The organism is Dickeya oryzae, from assembly GCF_020406815.2.
Lineage (GTDB): Bacteria > Pseudomonadota > Gammaproteobacteria > Enterobacterales > Enterobacteriaceae > Dickeya > Dickeya oryzae.
Genome location: NZ_CP162670.1, coordinates 2,498,745 through 2,516,993, shown reverse-complemented (window position 1 = coordinate 2,516,993; position 18,249 = coordinate 2,498,745). Strand labels below are relative to the sequence as shown.

Annotated in this window: 18 protein-coding genes and 1 other annotated feature; of the genes, 15 read left to right on the top strand and 3 right to left on the bottom strand. The window is 49.8% G+C overall.

Going from position 1 to position 18,249, the window contains the following annotated elements:
• Positions 1–444: 444 nt before the first annotated feature.
• From LF929_RS11110 to ihfA, 14 genes are all read left to right on the top strand, one after another.
• Positions 445–2,613 carry an EAL domain-containing protein gene (locus LF929_RS11110; protein ID WP_210176999.1) on the top strand — a complete coding sequence of 723 codons (2,169 nt, stop codon included), beginning with the start codon at positions 445–447 and terminating at the stop codon, positions 2,611–2,613.
• Positions 2,614–3,106: 493 nt separating this feature from the next.
• Positions 3,107–3,991, top strand: coding sequence for a protease HtpX (htpX, locus tag LF929_RS11105; protein ID WP_038904242.1), 885 nt, complete (start codon positions 3,107–3,109; stop codon positions 3,989–3,991).
• Between the two features lie 221 nt (positions 3,992–4,212).
• On the top strand, positions 4,213–4,671 hold the full coding sequence (gene tnpA, locus LF929_RS11100; RefSeq protein WP_033570971.1) for an IS200/IS605-like element IS1541D family transposase: 459 nt from the start codon (positions 4,213–4,215) through the stop codon (positions 4,669–4,671).
• 346 nt (positions 4,672–5,017) lie between these two features.
• The gene (gene ogl, locus LF929_RS11095; protein ID WP_226093381.1) at positions 5,018–6,184 is read left to right on the top strand and encodes an oligogalacturonate lyase; all 1,167 of its coding nucleotides are present in this window, start codon (positions 5,018–5,020) and stop codon (positions 6,182–6,184) included.
• A 209-nt stretch (positions 6,185–6,393) separates the two neighbouring features.
• Complete coding sequence (gene kdgR, locus LF929_RS11090) at positions 6,394–7,185, top strand: DNA-binding transcriptional regulator KdgR (RefSeq protein WP_016941465.1); 792 nt, start codon at positions 6,394–6,396, stop codon at positions 7,183–7,185.
• Positions 7,186–7,376: 191 nt separating this feature from the next.
• Complete coding sequence (locus tag LF929_RS11085; RefSeq protein WP_226093382.1) at positions 7,377–7,679, top strand: YebO family protein; 303 nt, start codon at positions 7,377–7,379, stop codon at positions 7,677–7,679.
• A 325-nt stretch (positions 7,680–8,004) separates the two neighbouring features.
• Positions 8,005–9,933 (top strand): threonine--tRNA ligase, encoded by a 1,929-nt coding sequence (thrS, locus tag LF929_RS11080; protein WP_019845552.1) that lies wholly within the window; start codon positions 8,005–8,007, stop codon positions 9,931–9,933.
• 3 nt (positions 9,934–9,936) lie between these two features.
• Positions 9,937–10,479 (top strand): translation initiation factor IF-3, encoded by a 543-nt coding sequence (gene infC, locus LF929_RS11075; protein ID WP_071526205.1) that lies wholly within the window; start codon positions 9,937–9,939, stop codon positions 10,477–10,479.
• Positions 10,480–10,575: 96 nt separating this feature from the next.
• The gene (rpmI, locus tag LF929_RS11070) at positions 10,576–10,773 is read left to right on the top strand and encodes a 50S ribosomal protein L35 (protein WP_016941461.1); all 198 of its coding nucleotides are present in this window, start codon (positions 10,576–10,578) and stop codon (positions 10,771–10,773) included.
• Between the two features lie 42 nt (positions 10,774–10,815).
• Positions 10,816–11,172, top strand: coding sequence for a 50S ribosomal protein L20 (rplT, locus tag LF929_RS11065; protein WP_012769671.1), 357 nt, complete (start codon positions 10,816–10,818; stop codon positions 11,170–11,172).
• Between the two features lie 183 nt (positions 11,173–11,355).
• Positions 11,356–11,480, top strand: a sequence feature (Phe leader region).
• On the top strand, positions 11,362–11,406 hold the full coding sequence (pheM, locus tag LF929_RS11060) for a pheST operon leader peptide PheM (protein WP_106120997.1): 45 nt from the start codon (positions 11,362–11,364) through the stop codon (positions 11,404–11,406). It overlaps the preceding feature by 45 nt.
• Before the next feature lie 117 nt (positions 11,481–11,597).
• Positions 11,598–12,581 carry a phenylalanine--tRNA ligase subunit alpha gene (pheS, locus tag LF929_RS11055; protein ID WP_012884624.1) on the top strand — a complete coding sequence of 328 codons (984 nt, stop codon included), beginning with the start codon at positions 11,598–11,600 and terminating at the stop codon, positions 12,579–12,581.
• A 15-nt stretch (positions 12,582–12,596) separates the two neighbouring features.
• On the top strand, positions 12,597–14,984 hold the full coding sequence (gene pheT / locus LF929_RS11050) for a phenylalanine--tRNA ligase subunit beta (protein ID WP_210175424.1): 2,388 nt from the start codon (positions 12,597–12,599) through the stop codon (positions 14,982–14,984).
• A 3-nt stretch (positions 14,985–14,987) separates the two neighbouring features.
• The gene (gene ihfA, locus LF929_RS11045) at positions 14,988–15,287 is read left to right on the top strand and encodes an integration host factor subunit alpha (RefSeq protein WP_012769674.1); all 300 of its coding nucleotides are present in this window, start codon (positions 14,988–14,990) and stop codon (positions 15,285–15,287) included.
• A gap of 18 nt (positions 15,288–15,305) precedes the next feature.
• Here the strand turns inward: ihfA and LF929_RS11040 are convergent, their stop codons facing one another.
• The 3 genes from LF929_RS11040 to nadE form a co-directional block, all read right to left on the bottom strand.
• A complete protein-coding gene (locus LF929_RS11040) occupies positions 15,306–15,764 on the bottom strand; it encodes a nitrous oxide-stimulated promoter family protein (RefSeq protein ID WP_226093383.1) in 459 nt (152 codons plus the stop codon).
• 74 nt (positions 15,765–15,838) lie between these two features.
• Positions 15,839–16,732, bottom strand: coding sequence for an aromatic amino acid DMT transporter YddG (gene yddG, locus LF929_RS11035; RefSeq protein WP_210175426.1), 894 nt, complete (start codon positions 16,730–16,732; stop codon positions 15,839–15,841).
• Positions 16,733–16,852: 120 nt separating this feature from the next.
• Positions 16,853–17,677, bottom strand: coding sequence for an ammonia-dependent NAD(+) synthetase (gene nadE / locus LF929_RS11030; protein ID WP_038907852.1), 825 nt, complete (start codon positions 17,675–17,677; stop codon positions 16,853–16,855).
• 228 nt (positions 17,678–17,905) lie between these two features.
• Between nadE and osmE the strand changes: the two genes are divergently transcribed.
• Positions 17,906–18,235 carry an osmotically-inducible lipoprotein OsmE gene (gene osmE / locus LF929_RS11025; protein ID WP_038904248.1) on the top strand — a complete coding sequence of 110 codons (330 nt, stop codon included), beginning with the start codon at positions 17,906–17,908 and terminating at the stop codon, positions 18,233–18,235.
• The last annotated feature ends 14 nt before the right edge of the window (positions 18,236–18,249 follow it).

Sequence of the window (18,249 nt, the reverse complement as noted above, 5' to 3'; positions counted from 1 at the left end):
TCGGAGAAAAAATATCCGGTGATTGGTTGGCTATGGAAAGTTACCGACAATAAACATTTATAGCGATAAGTTATCAAGTTTTGGTTGATGATTGGGAATAACGATCTATTAGGATAATTAACCACTTGCGTTTATCGCTATTTTTATTAAAAGCAGAGAATCTCTGAAAATGTTGGAAACAGGGTCTTCCTCCTCGTCGGCATTTTGCTATTCTGTTGGCGCTGCCCGATAATTTGCATGAACGATGAGTTCCCTGGTATGGGGAAGAGACAGAGCAAAGAGGGATAGTAGCCAGTTATCGTTTTAAATTTAATCGAAAGATATCGATGGATATTATTCGTCGATGATTTTTTTTGCGTGAAAAGTTACGGTAAGTGCCGTCGCGGCAACAGGCTACAATTTTTTCTGACAGAAAAAACAATGGATAATGTGAGGGGAACCCCCATGAGTCGAGCCCCAGCAAATAAAGATGAGAAAAGCCGACTTGCGGCGTTAAGAGAGTACGGCATTAGTAAACCGCTGTCTGATCCTGGTTTTGATAATCTGATCAACTTGGCGGCTAACGTTTTTAACGTCCCTATCGTGTTGATTTCGCTGGTAGAAGAAGAACGACAGCTGTTTGCTGCCAGTATAGGCATGCCGATATGCGAAACCTCCAGAGACGAATCCTTCTGTGCTCATGCGATTCTCAAGAAACGGATCATGGTGATCCCCGATACGCACAAAGACCCTCGCTTCAGAGATAACCCTCTGGTCACTGGCGAACCGCACATCCGTTTTTATGCCGGTATTCCACTTCGGACACCAAGTGGCTTTCCGATCGGTGTGTTGTGCATCATCGACAACAAACCCCGTTCTTCTCTTAGCGCCCGTGATGCGCACAACTTGCAGGATTTTGCCGCGCTGGTGATGGACAAACTGGAAATGCGGCGGCTGGATTTAGCGCGCCGGGCCAGCCAGGCCCGTTTTGAGAGCATTGCCGAGTCGTCATCGGACGCCATTTTGTGCGTCAACGACAGAGGGACTATCACCTTCTGGAATGAATCTGCGGAAAAAATGCTGGAATACAACCGCGACCAGATTATTGGTGAGCACATCAGCATCATCGTCCCCGATATGTTCGTTGTGCAGTTGCACCATCTGGCGACGGACAAAACCGCAATTTTTAAAGGCAGTTCAATCGAGTTGGAGACCCGTGCGCTGTCCGGTACGTTGATATCAACCGAGTTGACGGTATCCATGTGGCGGGATCATAACCAGACACGTTATGGCATCATCCTGCGTGATGTGACGGAAAGGCAGCGTTACGAGGAGCGGCTCTTTTTGCAGGCGCACCGTGACCCGCTTACCGGTCTGGCGAATCGTACCTTGCTGACGTCCACGCTGGATCAGGTGCTAAAAAACGGTGAACCCGCCGCCATCATGATTATTGATCTGGATGGCTTTAAAGATATCAATGACAGCCTCGGTCATGCCAGCGGTGATGAAATTTTGGCCAGCGTGGCAAGAAGACTGCAGGACAACGCTCATTCCGGCGATCTGGTCGCCCGTATGGGGGGCGATGAGTTCGCGATATTGTTGCCAAACCAGAGCGATGAAGAACAGGTCGCGAGACTGGCGGAAAAAATTATCCATGATATTTCGCAAGCCGTTCCCGTTGACGACAAACAAATCAACACCAGCGCCAGTATTGGGTTAGTCATGTACCCGGCACATGGAACCACTGTGCAGGACTTGCTGACCAGTGCTGACCTGGCGTTGTACCAGGCGAAAGCCGACGGACGAAACTGCTATCGTTTCTTTACCCGTGAGTTGAGAGAAGTCTTTCAGGCTCGTCATGCCTTTCAACTGGAGTTTATCCGGGCGTATGAGCAGGAGGAGTTTGAGGTGTTCTATCAACCTCAGGTCAATCTGGTCAATAACAAGATTGTGGGAGCGGAGGCGTTACTACGCTGGCGTCACCCCTATAAAGGGCTGTTGGGCCCGGCGGCATTTATGTCAGCGCTGGAGCGTGGACCCTGGGCGGAACGTATTGGCGATTGGGTTGTGCGCTCAGCCTGTCAGCAGGCCTCCGACTGGTGCCGTGCCGGGGCAAAAAATTTCCGGATCAGCATCAATTTGTTTGCAGCGCAGTTTCGCTCAGGCATGTTGGCGCAGAAAATCAGGGATGTGCTGGCGCAAACCGGCCTGCAACCCAGTGCGCTGGAGCTGGAAATCACAGAGAACATCATATTGCGACATGACGAAAATATGATGAAGCCGCTCAATGAGTTGCGTAATAGCGGTATTGGCATCGCGTTTGACGATTATGGCACGGGCTATGCGTCACTCAGTATGTTGAAACATTACCCGGTTACCCGGCTTAAAATCGATCAGACCTTCGTGCGTGCCATGTGTGAGTCGGCACCTGATGCGGCAATTGTCCGTGCTATTCTGTATTTAGGAAAAAGCTTTGGTCTGGATGTGATTGCCGAAGGTGTGGAAACGCAGGATCAATGTGAAAGACTGCTTAATAAAGGGTGTGAGCAGGCTCAGGGCTATCTGTTTGGTCGGCCGATGCCGGCAGCGGAGTTCGAGAAATTGCTCGATCTGGAGGATACGCCTCTGGGTTGATGCGTCATCAGGCTATGTAGCCGAATCGGCCTGTCAGCGAATTGCGAATAAGGCCGGGGCATTTTTTGTCACCAGTATGGTTCAGTGCGAAAGCGGCAGACAGTCTCTGTATTGCTGCCATTAACCATGCCGTTTTAGCATCGATGGTGGGCTAGGGCGGGGGATCTTGACAGGGTGAACATTCCTCCACTATGACATCCGTTATATTTACTTACATCACCATTTGCGCATCAGTCTGACACTCATCTGACTGAGGTTGAACGCAAACTATACGTCCTGCCAGACATCCTTCCCAAATAAGACCTAGAGATAATTCATGCACTGAGCATGCAACTTCCTTGTTTTACCCAAATTAAGCCTGAGTAAAAGTGTAAAGTTATGTTAATTTGGTAACATAAAGGTTATGGATGCTTGAAAATGACGAAGCAGTCCATACGATGTGGTTGTTGCAAACACTTTTGTTGCTTTTGCTGAAAGAGGAAATCTTAATTATATGATGCGTATTGCGCTTTTCCTGCTCACCAACCTGGCGGTGATGGTGGTATTCGGGCTGGTACTCAGCCTGACGGGAGTCCAGCACAACAGCATGGCGGGCTTGATTATCATGGCCGGTGTGTTTGGTTTCGGCGGGTCGATTATTTCGCTGCTGATGTCTAAATGGATGGCGCTGCGCTCCGTCGGCGGTGAGGTGATTGAACAGCCCCGTGATGAAACCGAGCGCTGGTTACTGGATACCGTGCGGATGCAGTCTCAGCAGGCGGGTATCGCCATGCCACAGGTTGCTATCTATCATGCTCCCGATATCAATGCATTTGCGACAGGCGCGCGTCGCGACAGTTCGTTGGTCGCGGTTAGCACCGGGTTACTGCAGAATATGAGCCGTGACGAGGCAGAAGCGGTTATTGCTCATGAAATCAGTCACATCGCTAACGGTGACATGGTCACGATGACGTTGGTACAAGGTGTAGTGAATACCTTCGTTATTTTTATCTCACGCATCATTGCGCAAATTGTTACCGGTTTCCTTTCTGGTAACCGTGACGATGGCGAAGAGAGTGGTAACGGTAACCCACTGGTTTATATGGCCGTTTCCATGGTGCTGGAACTGGTGTTTGGTATTTTGGCCAGCATCATCACCATGTGGTTCTCCCGCTATCGTGAATTCCATGCTGATGCCGGTTCGGCGAAACTGGTTGGCCGCGAGAAAATGATTGCTGCGTTACAGCGCCTGAAAACCAGCTATGAACCGCAGGAGGCCAGTAGCATGATGGCATTCTGCATCAACGGTAAGTCCAAGTCTCTTAGCGAATTGTTCATGTCGCATCCGCCGCTGGACAAACGTATTGAGGCGTTGCGCTCTGGTGAGTATCTCAAATAATCCGTGTGCACTAATCAACGTGCACGTGTTCAATGAGTGCGTTTTATGTACAAAGGCCCTGTAGGGCCTTTGTTTTTTGTCTATAGAAAACCCCCAGCTAGGCTGGGGGTTCCGTAAAGCTTCCAGCTTTGGGGCGGATATAAAAACCCCTTTTGATTTGTTAAAACACCTTGCGGTCTGGCAACTGCAATGGTCAAACAAGAAATCAAAAGGGGGTCCCAATGGGGGACGAAAAGAGCTTAGCGCACACTCGCTGGAACTGTAAATATCACATAGTTTTCGCACCCAAATACCGAAGACAGGTCTTCTACGGTGAGAAACGGCGTGTAGTAGGGAGTATCTTAAGAAAGCTGTGTGAATGGAAAAATGTGCAGATTCTGGAAGCAGAGTGCTGTGCTGATCACATACATATGCTTGTGGAGATCCCGCCGAAGATGAGTGTATCGAGCTTCATGGGGTATCTGAAAGGCAAAAGTAGCCTGATGCTCTATGAACAATTTGGTGATCTGAAATTCAAATATAGGAACAGGGAGTTTTGGTGCCGAGGGTATTATGTAGATACGGTGGGTAAAAATACATCGAAGATCCGGGACTACATAAAGCACCAACTGGAGCAGGATAAACTGGGCGAGCAGTTATCAATCCCGTATCCAGGTAGCCCGTTTACGGGCCGTAAGTAACGGATTTGGATGCAAATGTCAGATTGCGATGCGCCTGTTAGGGCGCGGCTGGTAACAGAGCCTTATAGGCGCATATGAAAAACCTCCGGCTATGCCGGAGGATATTTATTCTGGTAATCAGCCCGTGTACCGCCGTCTTATCCGACGTCCTGTCTGGCAAAATAATCTTGCGCAAACGCAAACAGTCAGTGGAAAGCGAAAGAATGTTTTATAAAATAAAACCATGATCACGGAAAATTGAAACATTGTTTCTACAATACCGGTATAACAAGGCGATTTGCCGGAGTGACAGGTTCTTTCACCTGGCGGCGTCTGATTTTTCACGATAAGCGCTAAGGATTTACGGATGGCCAAAGGTAAAAAGCTTTCTTTTACGTTCCATACCTACCAGGACTCAGTCACCGGCACCGAAGTGGTGCGTCTCACCCCTCCCGATGTCATTTGCCACCGCAACTACTTCTACCAGAAGTGTTTTTCCAATGATGGTAGCAAACTGCTGTTTGGTGGGGCATTTGATGGGCCGTGGAACTATTATTTGTTAGACCTGAAAACTCAGCAGGCTACTCAACTGACCGAAGGTACTGGCGACAATACCTTTGGCGGCTTCCTGTCTCCGAACGATGACGCGCTGTATTATGTGAAGAATGTCCGTAACCTGATGCGCGTTGATCTTAACACACTGGAAGAAACCAATATCTATCAGGTACCGGATGACTGGGTCGGATACGGTACCTGGGTCGCCAACTCCGATTGCACCAAGATGGTGGGAATCGAGATTAAAAAAGAAGACTGGAAGCCGTTGACTGATTGGAAAAAATTCCAGGAGTTCTATTTCACCAACCCATGCTGCCGCCTCATTCGTATCGATCTTAAAACCGGTGAAGCCACGACTATTTTGCAGGAAAAACAATGGCTGGGTCACCCGATTTACCGTCCTGGCGACGATAATACGGTCGCTTTCTGTCACGAAGGCCCGCATGACCTGGTAGATGCCCGCATGTGGTTTATCAATGAAGATGGCACCAACATGCGCAAAGTGAAAGAGCATGCGCCAGGTGAAAGCTGTACTCATGAATTCTGGGTGCCGAATGGCTCTGCACTGGCTTATGTTTCTTATCTGAAAGGCAGTACTAACCGCTTTATTTGCAGTGTTGACCCCGTTACGTTGGAAAACCGTCAGCTGACAGAAATGCCACCGTGTTCGCATCTGATGAGTAACTATGATGGCACGTTAATGGTCGGGGATGGCTGCAACGCCCCTGTAGACGTGAAAGATGACGGTGGCTACAAGATTGAAAACGATCCTTTCCTGTATGTGTTCAACATGAAGACTGGGAAACATTTCCAGGTTGCACAACACAATACGTCATGGGAAGTACTGGAAGGCGACCGTCAGGTGACGCATCCGCATCCATCATTCACACCGGACGATAAACAAATTCTGTTTACGTCGGATGTCGATGGTAAACCGGCGCTCTATCTGGCCAAAGTGCCTGATTCTGTCTGGCATTAACAGTACCTGCAACCGTGCCCACCAAGGGCGCGGTTTTTTTCGCTTTACAATAAGATTATTAATCCGGCAGTACTATTGCAGTGGGCAATATTTAATCATGTTGTCTGTTATAGTAATGCCTGATTGCCATATTCAGAGCGTTCCCTTTATACTAAAACAAGTGTTCTATTTTTTTTAAAACAAAAATACTGAGTAGGGTAACCAAAAAAATGGCTATTGCAGATTTAGATAAACAACCCGATTCCGTGTCGTCAGTCTTAAAGGTTTTTGGTATTTTGCAGGCATTAGGCGAAGAGCGTGAAATTGGCATCACTGAACTATCACAACGTGTGATGATGTCTAAAAGTACGGTTTATCGCTTCCTGCAGACGATGAAATCGCTGGGATATGTTGCTCAGGAAGGTGAGTCAGAGAAATATTCACTGACGTTGAAATTGTTCGAACTGGGTGCGAAAGCATTACAGAATGTGGACTTGATTCGCAGTGCGGATATTCAAATGCGTGAGTTGTCCGCATTAACACGCGAAACTATCCACCTCGGCGCGCTGGATGAAGACAGTATTGTCTATATCCATAAAATTGACTCTATGTACAACCTGCGCATGTATTCCCGTATTGGCCGCCGTAACCCGCTGCACAGTACCGCGATTGGTAAGGTATTGTTGGCCTGGCGCGATCGTGAAGAGGTTAAAGGCATTCTGTCGAATGTCGAGTTCAAGCGGAGTACCGTGCACACTATCGGTAGTACGGAAGAATTGTTGCCACAACTTGATCTGGTGCGTCAGCAAGGGTTCGGCGAAGACAACGAAGAACAGGAAGAAGGGCTGCGCTGTATCGCTGTTCCGGTCTTTGACCGTTTTGGCGTAGTGATTGCCGGTCTGAGTATTTCTTTCCCGACGATTCGTTTTTCAGAAGATAATAAGCATGAGTATGTGGCTATGTTGCATACTGCGGCGCGCAATATTTCTGATCAAATGGGTTACCACGATTACCCTTTCTGATACACGTTACCCGTTCTGATAAAGAGTAGGGTACGTTACTACGCTCTGGCTATCAGCCTGTCCCAGTGACAGGCTTTTTTATGGGCAGAACCTGCTTTTCAGCCGGAGAATTGCGGTATGACTGTCGAATTGTCTGGCGGCACAGTGCTAGAATGCGCGCCTGAGTCAGGTTATGTAACAGGTTTTTAGACATGAGTAGTTTTGCTTCAGACATGCTGGAAGTCGTTTTTGTCGCATTGATTGTACTGCTGGTGATCCTGGTGTGGTTTTTTATCAATCGTGCCAGTGTCCGGGCTAATGAGCAGATAAGATTGTTGCATGAGATTGTTGAACAGCAGCAACAGCAAATCGCACTACTGCAAGCGCTGGTGCCGGTAACGGCAACTGCAACAGAGCCACAGAGCGTAGAACCGATAGCTGAACAGCCAGTGTTGCCTGAAACTAAAGAAAGCGAAGTGGACACCTTGTTTAAGGATATGATCCCCGAACGGTAAGCGTTCGATGTGTAGCGATATACCGTCGAACGTACCCAACTCCGTCTGAATGCTTTGGTATTTATCGATTATCTGCCGCCTGTTTTGGCCCAACAGGTGGCATCGCCCGGAGCATGGTGCTACTCTACGCCGTCGGGCTATTATTGGCGTATCTTGCTGACCTGCTATACCGTGCGGTGGCCGTCACCATGTTGCCTGTCAACAGGATGGGACTGATTTAACAATTGTGGGTTAAATCCTTTCTCTCCGACCTTCTATATCGAACACAATTATCTTTTGTATGTGGGCTTTCGTGTGGCTCACCACTGCAAATAAGGGAATTTACATGCCTGTTATTACGCTTCCTGACGGCAGTCAGCGTCATTATGACCATGCCGTTTCTCCTCTTGATGTCGCGCTGGATATCGGCCCTGGCCTGGCGAAGGCTTGTATTGCCGGTCGCGTTAATGGTGAATTGGTTGATGCGGTTGATGTGATTGAATCTGACGCACAGCTGGCCATCATCACCGCCAAAGACGAAGAGGGGATGGAAATTATTCGCCATTCCTGTGCGCACTTGCTGGGACATGCTATCAAGCAATTGTGGCCGGATACCAAAATGGCGATTGGCCCGGTCATCGACAACGGTTTTTACTATGACGTTGATCTGGAACATACGCTGACACAGGAAGACCTGGAGCAGCTTGAAAAACGGATGCATGAGCTGGCCGGCAAAGACTACGACGTTATTAAGAAAAAAGTCAGTTGGCAGGAAGCGCGTGATACGTTTGTGGCGCGTGGCGAAAGCTATAAAGTGGCGATTCTTGATGAGAATATCAGCCATGATGATCGCCCTGGGCTTTACCATCATGAAGAATATATCGATATGTGCCGTGGCCCGCACGTACCGAATATGCGTTTCTGTCACCACTTTAAACTGCAGAAAACCTCCGGTGCCTACTGGCGCGGTGACAGCAAAAATAAAATGCTGCAGCGTATTTATGGTACCGCCTGGGCGGATAAGAAACAGTTAAGCGCCTACCTGCAACGCCTTGAAGAAGCGGCCAAACGTGACCACCGTAAAATTGGTAAGCAGCTAGACCTGTATCATATGCAGGAAGAAGCGCCGGGCATGGTGTTCTGGCACAACGATGGCTGGACGATTTTCCGTGAACTGGAAGCCTTTGTGCGCATGAAGCTCAAAGAATACCAGTATCAGGAAGTTAAAGGTCCGTTCATGATGGACCGTGTGCTGTGGGAAAAAACCGGGCACTGGGAAAACTACAAAGAAGCCATGTTCACGACGTCGTCTGAAAACCGTGAATATTGTGTCAAACCGATGAACTGCCCAGGCCATGTACAGATCTTCAATCAGGGGCTGAAATCCTACCGTGACCTGCCGTTGCGTATGGCGGAGTTCGGCAGTTGCCATCGTAATGAGCCGTCAGGTTCCCTGCATGGTTTGATGCGTGTACGCGGCTTTACGCAGGATGACGCCCATATCTTCTGTACCGAAGAGCAGGTGCGTGACGAGGTAAACAGCTGCATCAAGATGGTCTACGACATGTACAGCACCTTCGGTTTCGAGAAAATCGTGGTGAAACTGTCAACGCGTCCTGAAAAACGTATCGGCAGTGATGACATGTGGGACCGGGCGGAAGAAGACCTTGCTGCTGCATTGACTGAAAACGCTATTCCGTTTGAGTATCAACCGGGTGAGGGCGCGTTCTACGGCCCGAAAATCGAATTTACGTTGCATGACTGTCTGGATCGCGCCTGGCAGTGCGGTACGGTACAGTTGGACTTCTCGTTGCCAGGCCGTCTGAGTGCATCCTATGTCGGCGAAAACAACGAGCGTCAGGTCCCCGTTATGATTCATCGGGCTATTCTCGGGTCGATGGAGCGTTTTATCGGGATTTTGACCGAAGAGTTTGCCGGTTTCTTCCCGACCTGGTTGGCACCGGTTCAGGCTGTTATCATGAATATTACGGATAGCCAGTCTGATTATGTCAGCGAATTGACAAGAAAATTGCAAGATGCGGGCATTCGCGTTAAAGCGGACTTGAGAAATGAGAAGATAGGCTTTAAAATCCGCGAGCACACTTTACGGCGTGTTCCCTATATGCTTGTTTGTGGCGATAAAGAGGTGGAAGCAGGAAAAGTCGCTGTTCGCACCCGCCGCGGCAAAGATCTGGGAAGCTTGGACGTCAGTGAAGTAATCACGAAGCTGCAAGAAGAGATTCGCAGCCGTAGTCTTCATCAGTTGGAGGAATAAGGTATTAAAGGCGGAAAACGAGTTCAACCGGCGCGTCCTAATCGCATCAACAGAGAAATTCGCGCACAAGAGGTACGTCTGACGGGCGTTGATGGCGAACAGATTGGTATTGTTAGCCTGAATGAAGCGTTAGAGAAAGCTGAGGAAGCAGGTGTTGATTTAGTTGAAATCAGCCCGAACGCCGAACCGCCGGTTTGCCGAATCATGGATTACGGCAAGTTCCTTTACGAGAAGAGTAAGGCCACTAAAGAACAGAAGAAGAAGCAAAAAGTTATTCAGGTCAAGGAAATCAAATTCCGGCCTGGTACCGATGATGGCGACTATCAGGTCAAACTACGCAACCTGGTTCGCTTTCTGGAAGATGGTGACAAAGCCAAGATCACACTGCGTTTCCGTGGTCGTGAAATGGCGCACCAACAGATCGGTATCGAAATGCTTAACCGCATTCGTGATGATCTGACTGAATTATCTGTCGTCGAGTCGTTCCCAACCAAGATCGAAGGACGTCAGATGATTATGGTGCTGGCACCGAAGAAGAAACAGTAAGGCATTCAAGTAACAACGTCCGCGCTGCCTTCGCGTAGCGCGGTTTTTGTTCGCCTTATCTGATTCATTGTTTAACAATGCGAAGTGGAAATAACAATGCCAAAGATTAAAACTGTACGTGGCGCCGCTAAACGCTTCAAAAAAACCGCCAGCGGTGGTTTCAAGCGTAAGCATGCTAACCTGCGTCATATTCTGACCAAAAAAGCGACTAAACGTAAGCGTCACCTGCGTCCGAAAGCCATGGTTTCCAAAGGCGATCTGGGCCTGGTCGTAGCATGTCTGCCTTACGCATAAGTAACTTTTTTAACTCAGAATTAAGACTTTAGGAGAGAGCATATGGCTCGCGTAAAACGTGGTGTGGTTGCTCGCGCACGTCACAAAAAGATCCTGAAACAAGCGAAAGGTTACTACGGTGCCCGTTCGCGCGTTTATCGTGTTGCCTTCCAGGCAGTAATCAAAGCTGGTCAGTACGCTTACCGTGACCGTCGTCAGCGTAAACGTCAGTTCCGCCAGCTGTGGATTGCACGTATCAATGCAGCAGCCCGCCAGAATGGCTTGTCTTACAGCAAATTCATCAATGGCCTGAAAAAAGCCTCTGTTGAAATCGACCGTAAGATTCTGGCTGACATCGCCGTATTCGACAAAGTGGCTTTCAGCGCACTGGTTGAAAAAGCGAAATCAGCTCTGGCGTAAGTCAGATGGAAGAGGGAGCTAGTCTCCCTCTTTTCGTCTTTGCCGCCGTGAGAAAGCCGACAATGTTCTACTATCGTAAATGTTCCACTATCGTAGATGAAAGACTTTCAGAACGAGCGAAATTGGTATATTGTCAACAGCTTAGAGAGTAATAACGCATCAGCAATGACAGCAAAAGGTAACGCAAGTATGAACGCTGCTATTTTCCGTTTCTTTTTTTACTTTAGCGCCTGAACATCGGGGGCTTTGCGCGTAAGAAGAGAAACGAAAAGTAGCGCCTAAGCCTCCTCTGTGGAGGCTTTTTTATTGGTTCGGATTTCTTAATTCGTAGTCATAATTCGTAGGCATAGTTACGTTTGGCGCACTGAAAACCGTATCTTTCCAATCATGATTGTCGGCCATACAGGCAGAAGAAGAGGAATGCAATGCAACATCTCGCAGAACTGGTTGCTAAAGCCAGAGCAGCCATAGAACAGGCTGGAGACGTCGCCGCACTGGAAAATGTGCGCGTCGAGTTTCTGGGCAAAAAAGGTCACTTAACCCTTCAGATGACCTCGCTGCGCGAGCTGCCTGCTGAAGAGCGTCCTGCCGCGGGCGCAGTGATCAATCAGGCGAAGCAGGAAGTACAGGACGCGCTGAATGCGCGTAAGCAAACGCTGGAAAATGCTGAACTGAATGCTCGTCTGGCAGCGGAAACCATCGATGTCTCTCTGCCTGGCCGCACGATGGAAAACGGTGGTCTGCATCCGATTACCCGCACGATTGATCGCATTGAAACCTTCTTTGGCGAACTGGGATTTGCCGTGGCATCAGGCCCGGAAATCGAAGACGACTATCATAACTTCGATGCATTGAATATTCCCGGACATCACCCGGCGCGCGCTGACCATGACACGTTCTGGTTCGATGCGACCCGCCTGCTGCGTACACAGACATCCGGTGTACAGATTCGTACGATGAAGAAACAGCAGCCGCCGATCCGCATTATCGCCCCGGGGCGTGTCTACCGTAACGATTACGATCAGACACATACCCCGATGTTCCACCAGATGGAAGGGCTGATCGTGGATAAAAACATCAGCTTCACCAATCTGAAGGGAACGCTGCATGATTTTCTGCGCAACTTTTTTGAGGAAGATTTACAGGTGCGTTTCCGCCCATCCTACTTCCCGTTTACCGAACCCTCCGCCGAAGTGGATGTGATGGGCAAAAACGGCAAATGGCTTGAAGTATTGGGATGCGGCATGGTGCATCCAAACGTGTTGCGTAATGTCGGCATTGATCCGGAAGTGTATTCCGGCTTTGCATTCGGTATGGGGATGGAACGTCTGACCATGCTGCGCTACGGCGTGACGGATTTACGCGCCTTCTTCGAAAACGATTTACGCTTCCTCAAACAGTTTAAATAAGGCAGGAATATCAAGATGAAATTCAGTGAACTCTGGTTACGGGAATGGGTTAACCCAGCTATCAGCAGCGATGCCTTATCTGAACAAATCACGATGGCAGGCCTGGAAGTGGATGGCGTCGAGCCGGTCGCGGGTGCCTTCCATGGTGTGGTCGTCGGGGAAGTCGTGGAGTGTGCACAGCATCCCAATGCGGACAAATTGCGTGTCACTAAGGTGAATGTTGGCGGTGAGCGCTTGCTGGATATCGTTTGTGGTGCGCCGAATTGCCGTCAAGGGCTCAAGGTGGCAGTAGCCACGGTGGGCGCAGTATTGCCGGGCGATTTCAAAATCAAGGCTGCCAAACTGCGTGGCGAACCGTCTGAGGGAATGCTGTGTTCTTTCTCCGAACTGGGCATTTCCGACGATCATAGCGGCATTATCGAACTGCCGTCCGATGCGCCGTTGGGTACCGATATCCGCGAATACCTGAAACTGGATGACCATACTATTGAGATCAGCGTAACCCCTAACCGTGCCGATTGTCTGGGCATTTTGGGTGTGGCGCGTGACGTTGCGGTATTAAATTCGATAGCGTTGACGGTGCCGACGACTGAGCCGGTGCCTGCTACGATTACCGATCAATTCCCCATTCAGGTTGAAGCGAGTGACGCATGCCCGCGTTATTTGGGGCGAGTGGTCAAAGGTATCAATGTGAAAGCGGCTACGCCGTTGTGGATGCGTGAAAAACTGCGCCGCTGTGGTATCCGCTCCATCGATCCGGTGGTGGATGTCACTAACTATGTCTTGCTGGAACTCGGCCAGCCCATGCATGCGTTTGACCTTAATCGTCTGGAAGGCGGTATTGTGGTTCGCATGGCGAAAGAAGGGGAAACCCTGCGTCTGCTGGACGGCACTGACGCTACCCTGAGCGCTGATACACTTGTGATTGCCGATCATCAAAAAGCGCTGGCGATGGGGGGGATTTTCGGTGGTGAACATTCTGGCGTAAATGGTGACACGCAAGATGTGCTGCTGGAATGCGCCTATTTTAATCCGCTGTCGATTACAGGGCGTGCCCGCCGTTATGGTCTGCATACAGATGCATCACATCGCTATGAGCGTGGTGTGGACCCGGCATTGCAGTATCAGGCAATCGAGCGTGCGACGCGTCTGCTACTGGATATTTGCGGCGGTGACGCAGGCCCGGTCGTGGATGTGACCAGTGAAAAAGATTTACCGGCACGTGCGACCATTACGTTGCGTCGCGACAAGCTGGATCGGTTGATTGGTCATGTGATTTCCGATGAGAAAGTCAGCGATATTCTTAACCGTCTGGGTTGTCAGGTGACGAAAACGGCTGATGGCTGGCAGGCGGTTGCGCCGAGCTGGCGTTTCGATATGGCTATCGAGGAAGATTTGGTGGAAGAAGTGGCGCGTATTTACGGCTACAACAACATTCCGAATATTCCTACTCAAGCACCGCTGAAGATGACGCAACATCGCGAGGCGAGTCTGACGCTTAAGCGTGTGAGAACGTTGTTGGTGGACCGCGGTTTTCAGGAAGCGATCACATACAGCTTCGTTGACCCTAAAATTCAGTCGCTGATTCATCCCGGTGAACAGGCGTTGATTCTGCCGAGCCCGATTTCGGTAGAAATGTCCGCTATGCGCCTGTCTCTGTGGAGTGGGTTGTTGGGGGCGGTGGTGTATAACCAGAACCGTCAACAAAGCCGTCTGCGTGTGTTTGAGAGCGGTTTACGCTTTGTTCCAGACCAGAGCGCTGACTTGGGCGTGCGTCAGGAAACTATGCTGGCAGGTGTTATCACAGGGACTCGCTACGAAGAGCATTGGGATCTGGCACGTCAGACCGTTGACTTCTATGATTTGAAAGGCGATTTGGAAGCGGTATTGGCATTGACTGGGAAACTGTCTGCGATTGAGTTTCGCGCAGAGAGCCACTCAGCATTGCACCCAGGGCAGAGTGCGGCTATTTATCTGGCTGGCGAACGTATCGGTTATATCGGTGTTGTTCATCCGGAACTGGAGCGCAAGCTGGACTTGAACGGTCGTACCGTGGTGTTTGAAGTGCTGTGGGATAAGCTCGCTGATCGTGTGGTGCCAGAGGCTGCGGACATTTCTCGTTTCCCGGCAAACCGTCGTGATATCGCTGTGGTAGTGGCTGAAAGCGTGCCTGCAGGCGATGTTTTGAACGAGTGCAAGAAAGTTGGCGCAAATCAGTTAGTTGGCGTAAACTTATTTGACGTGTACCGGGGCAAGGGCGTAGCGGAAGGGTATAAGAGTCTTGCTATCAGTCTGGTATTGCAGGATACCGCTCGTACACTGGCAGAAGAGGAAATTGCCGCTACCGTTGCGCAATGTGTAGCAGCACTAAAACAGCGATTCCAAGCATCCTTGAGGGATTAACCTATGGCGCTTACTAAAGCTGAAATGTCTGAATACCTGTTTGAAAAGCTTGGGCTCAGCAAACGGGATGCCAAAGAGCTCGTCGAGTTGTTTTTCGAAGAAGTCCGGCGCGCTCTGGAAAATGGTGAGCAGGTTAAGTTGTCGGGGTTTGGCAACTTTGATTTGCGGGACAAGAACCAGCGCCCGGGACGTAACCCAAAAACCGGCGAAGATATTCCGATTACGGCGCGTCGGGTCGTTACGTTCCGTCCAGGGCAGAAATTAAAGAGCAGAGTGGAAAACGCGTCACCCAAAGAGTCCTGATTTGACAAAAAGGCCGCATTAGCGGCCTTTTCCTTTTACAGAATCGTCTGAAAATATAGTAGTCGATTCAGGCCTTTTTACTACTTCGTTCTGGACTGCTTTTTGCCGGACTACTGTTTTTTGTCGGACTACTGTGCGCGGGCGTTGCGGCGCGGCAGGTGCTGGTTTACGGTCGTCTAACAGATGTCGGATTGCCAGTATCGGATGGTGCAACAGCATTCTTGGCCCGGCCCACCGCATGACAACCTTGATTTCCTCTCGTTTCGCAGGCTGATAGCAATGGATCGGACATTGTTTGCAGGCGGGTTTGTTTTCCCCGTAGTAACATTTTTCTAGCCGGTTCAAGGCGTAGTCCTGTAGCCTGATGTAATAATCCGCGTCATCGGCTGGGGCTGGAAAGGCACGTTCATACAACGTGATCATCGCCTGAATAGTACGGATTTCCCGTTGAATGCGTTTGCCGGAGGAAGAAGACATTTCTGTGCTCCCATGGTGACCATTAAGTTGCATAATTGATGCATTTTAATCGAGAAACACAATCCTGTCGCCGTTTAAGGTGCTCCGCGTGTTGCCAGCCAGGACAGCAGCGACCCCAAGGTCACCATGATAACGCCTTGCCAGAACGCTACTGAAGGTGTGGTCTGTAGCCACAGAGCCGCCATCAGCGTCGTTAGTATCGGGGTAAAATAAGACACCGTTGCCAGTAATGCCATGTTGCCGCGTTGAATACCGGTATCCCACGCGGCATAGGCCAATGCCGTTGAAGCGCCGATAAACAGCAATTCGAGCAGGGTGCGAATCGGAAAAGAGAATGCCGGCGTGTCATTGCGCAGATATTGACCCCACAACACCACCGCCGTAACGATGAAAAACAGCAGGATGCCACTTTTACCATTGCCGAAACGGCGCGAGATATTGCAGTACAACGCCCAGACCAGTGCCGCGGCCAGTGCCATACAATAAGCTAACGGGTTGGTGCTGACATTTTGCCACATCAAAGTGGGAGTCCAGTCACCGTTACCTTTCAGAATCCACAGAATACCGGTTATTGAAAGGGCAAGGCCCGGCCACAGCCATAGTCGACTTTTTTGTTGATTGATAAACAGCGAAAACAGAATGGTCAGGCAAGGCCACAGGTAATTAATCATTCCCAGTTCCATGGCCTGCAGACGGTTTTGTGCCATCCCAATCGACAACGAAAAACAGATTTCGTAACTGACAAATAAAGCTCCACCGAGTAGCAGGTAGATCCTGGTATGAGTACGAAAGGTGGGGCGATGTCCGAACAACAGCAAGCATATCGCGCTGGTGGTGTAAATCATGGCGGCACCGCCTAATGCACCTAATGCTTCGGTCAGGCTACGAATCACCCCGACAGACGTGCTCCAGAGTACGATTGCCAGCAAGCCAGCCAGCGTAGCGCGATGAGGGGTTATGGGTATCATTAATGATTATCGACTATCATGGTTATTGATTATCACCTGGCAAGAAAGCGGGCAGATGCCGATAAGTCGTATCTGCCCAGAGAAATTAACGCAGTGAAAATTAACGCAGTGGTGCAGTTATTAGCGCCAGAAGTCGTCAAAAACGGTAATCGGTGGGCGGCGTTTATGCTCGGTTTTACGATACCAGCTTTCGATGATCGCAGCGTCGATCGGATCAAGCGTTTTGCCTTCCAGATAATCGTCAATTTTCTCGTAAGTGATGCCGAGAGCCATCTCATCCGGTAAGGATGGACGATCATCTTCCAGGTCTGCCGTTGGCGCTTTGGTGTAAAGGTGGGACGGGCACCCCAGCAGCTTGAGTAAGGCTTTACCCTGTCGCTTGTTGAGACGGAAAATCGGGTTAATGTCGGTGCCGCCATCACCGTACTTGGTGAAGAAACCGGTGACGGCTTCCGCTGCATGGTCGGTACCCACCACCAAACCCGCGTTCATGCCCGCGATGCTGTACTGTGCTTTCATACGCTCACGCGCTTTTTCGTTGCCTTTGACGAAGTCAGACAGCTCAATACCGATGGCGCGCAGCGTCGCTTCACTGGCATCTACCGCCGGTTTGATATTGACGGTCAGTACCTGGTCAGGCTGGATAAACTGAATCGCATCCTGACAGTCTTGCTCATCGGCTTGCACGCCATACGGCAGCCGTACCGCAATAAAGCGATAATCAGCCTTGCCGGTTTCCTGACGCAGTTCGGTGATAGCGGTCTGGCATAATTTGCCGGTTAGCGTCGAATCCTGCCCGCCGCTGATCCCCAATACCAGGCTTTTGACGAACGGGTGCGCCTTCAGATAATTCTTTAAAAAATCAACGCTCACCCGGATTTCTTGTGCCGGGTCAACCGTGCTTTTTACCCCGAGCGCCTGAATGATTTCTTGCTGTAATGACATGTCCACCCCCTACTGAACCTATTGATGTGCCAGAATAATTACTCACATCGCCAAAGAGTAACGTTAATTCCGACGGAGTAAAAGAACAAGAAAAAGCCGGTGTTTTTACAGTGGATCGGGGGCTTTTTCACCACTTATCAGCCCGTTTAAATACAACAAGGGATTTGATAAAGCGGCGGTGGCTATCTAGTCTTAGCAACACCGATAGCGAATGAGCGAGGTCATTCCATGAAGAAGCATGATTTATTCCTGTGTATCGCAGCAAGTACCCTGATGCTCACTGGGTGTGTGGCTTACGATCGTGCAGAAAATTTTTTCACTAAACCGGTGGTGAAGGACGTGAAAAAAGGCATGAGTCGTCAGGAGGTGAATCAGATTGCCGGGCCTGCGTCGACGCAAGCCACGATGCTTCATGCCAGGGGAACCTGTAATACTTATGTGCTAGGTACCCGAGACGGCAAGGTGCAGTACTACTTTGTCAGCTTTGATGAGACCGGACATGTACTGAACAAGGGGTTCCAGAGCTGCCAGGAATACGACACCAACCCGAAATTCTAAGTAGTTAATGTTAT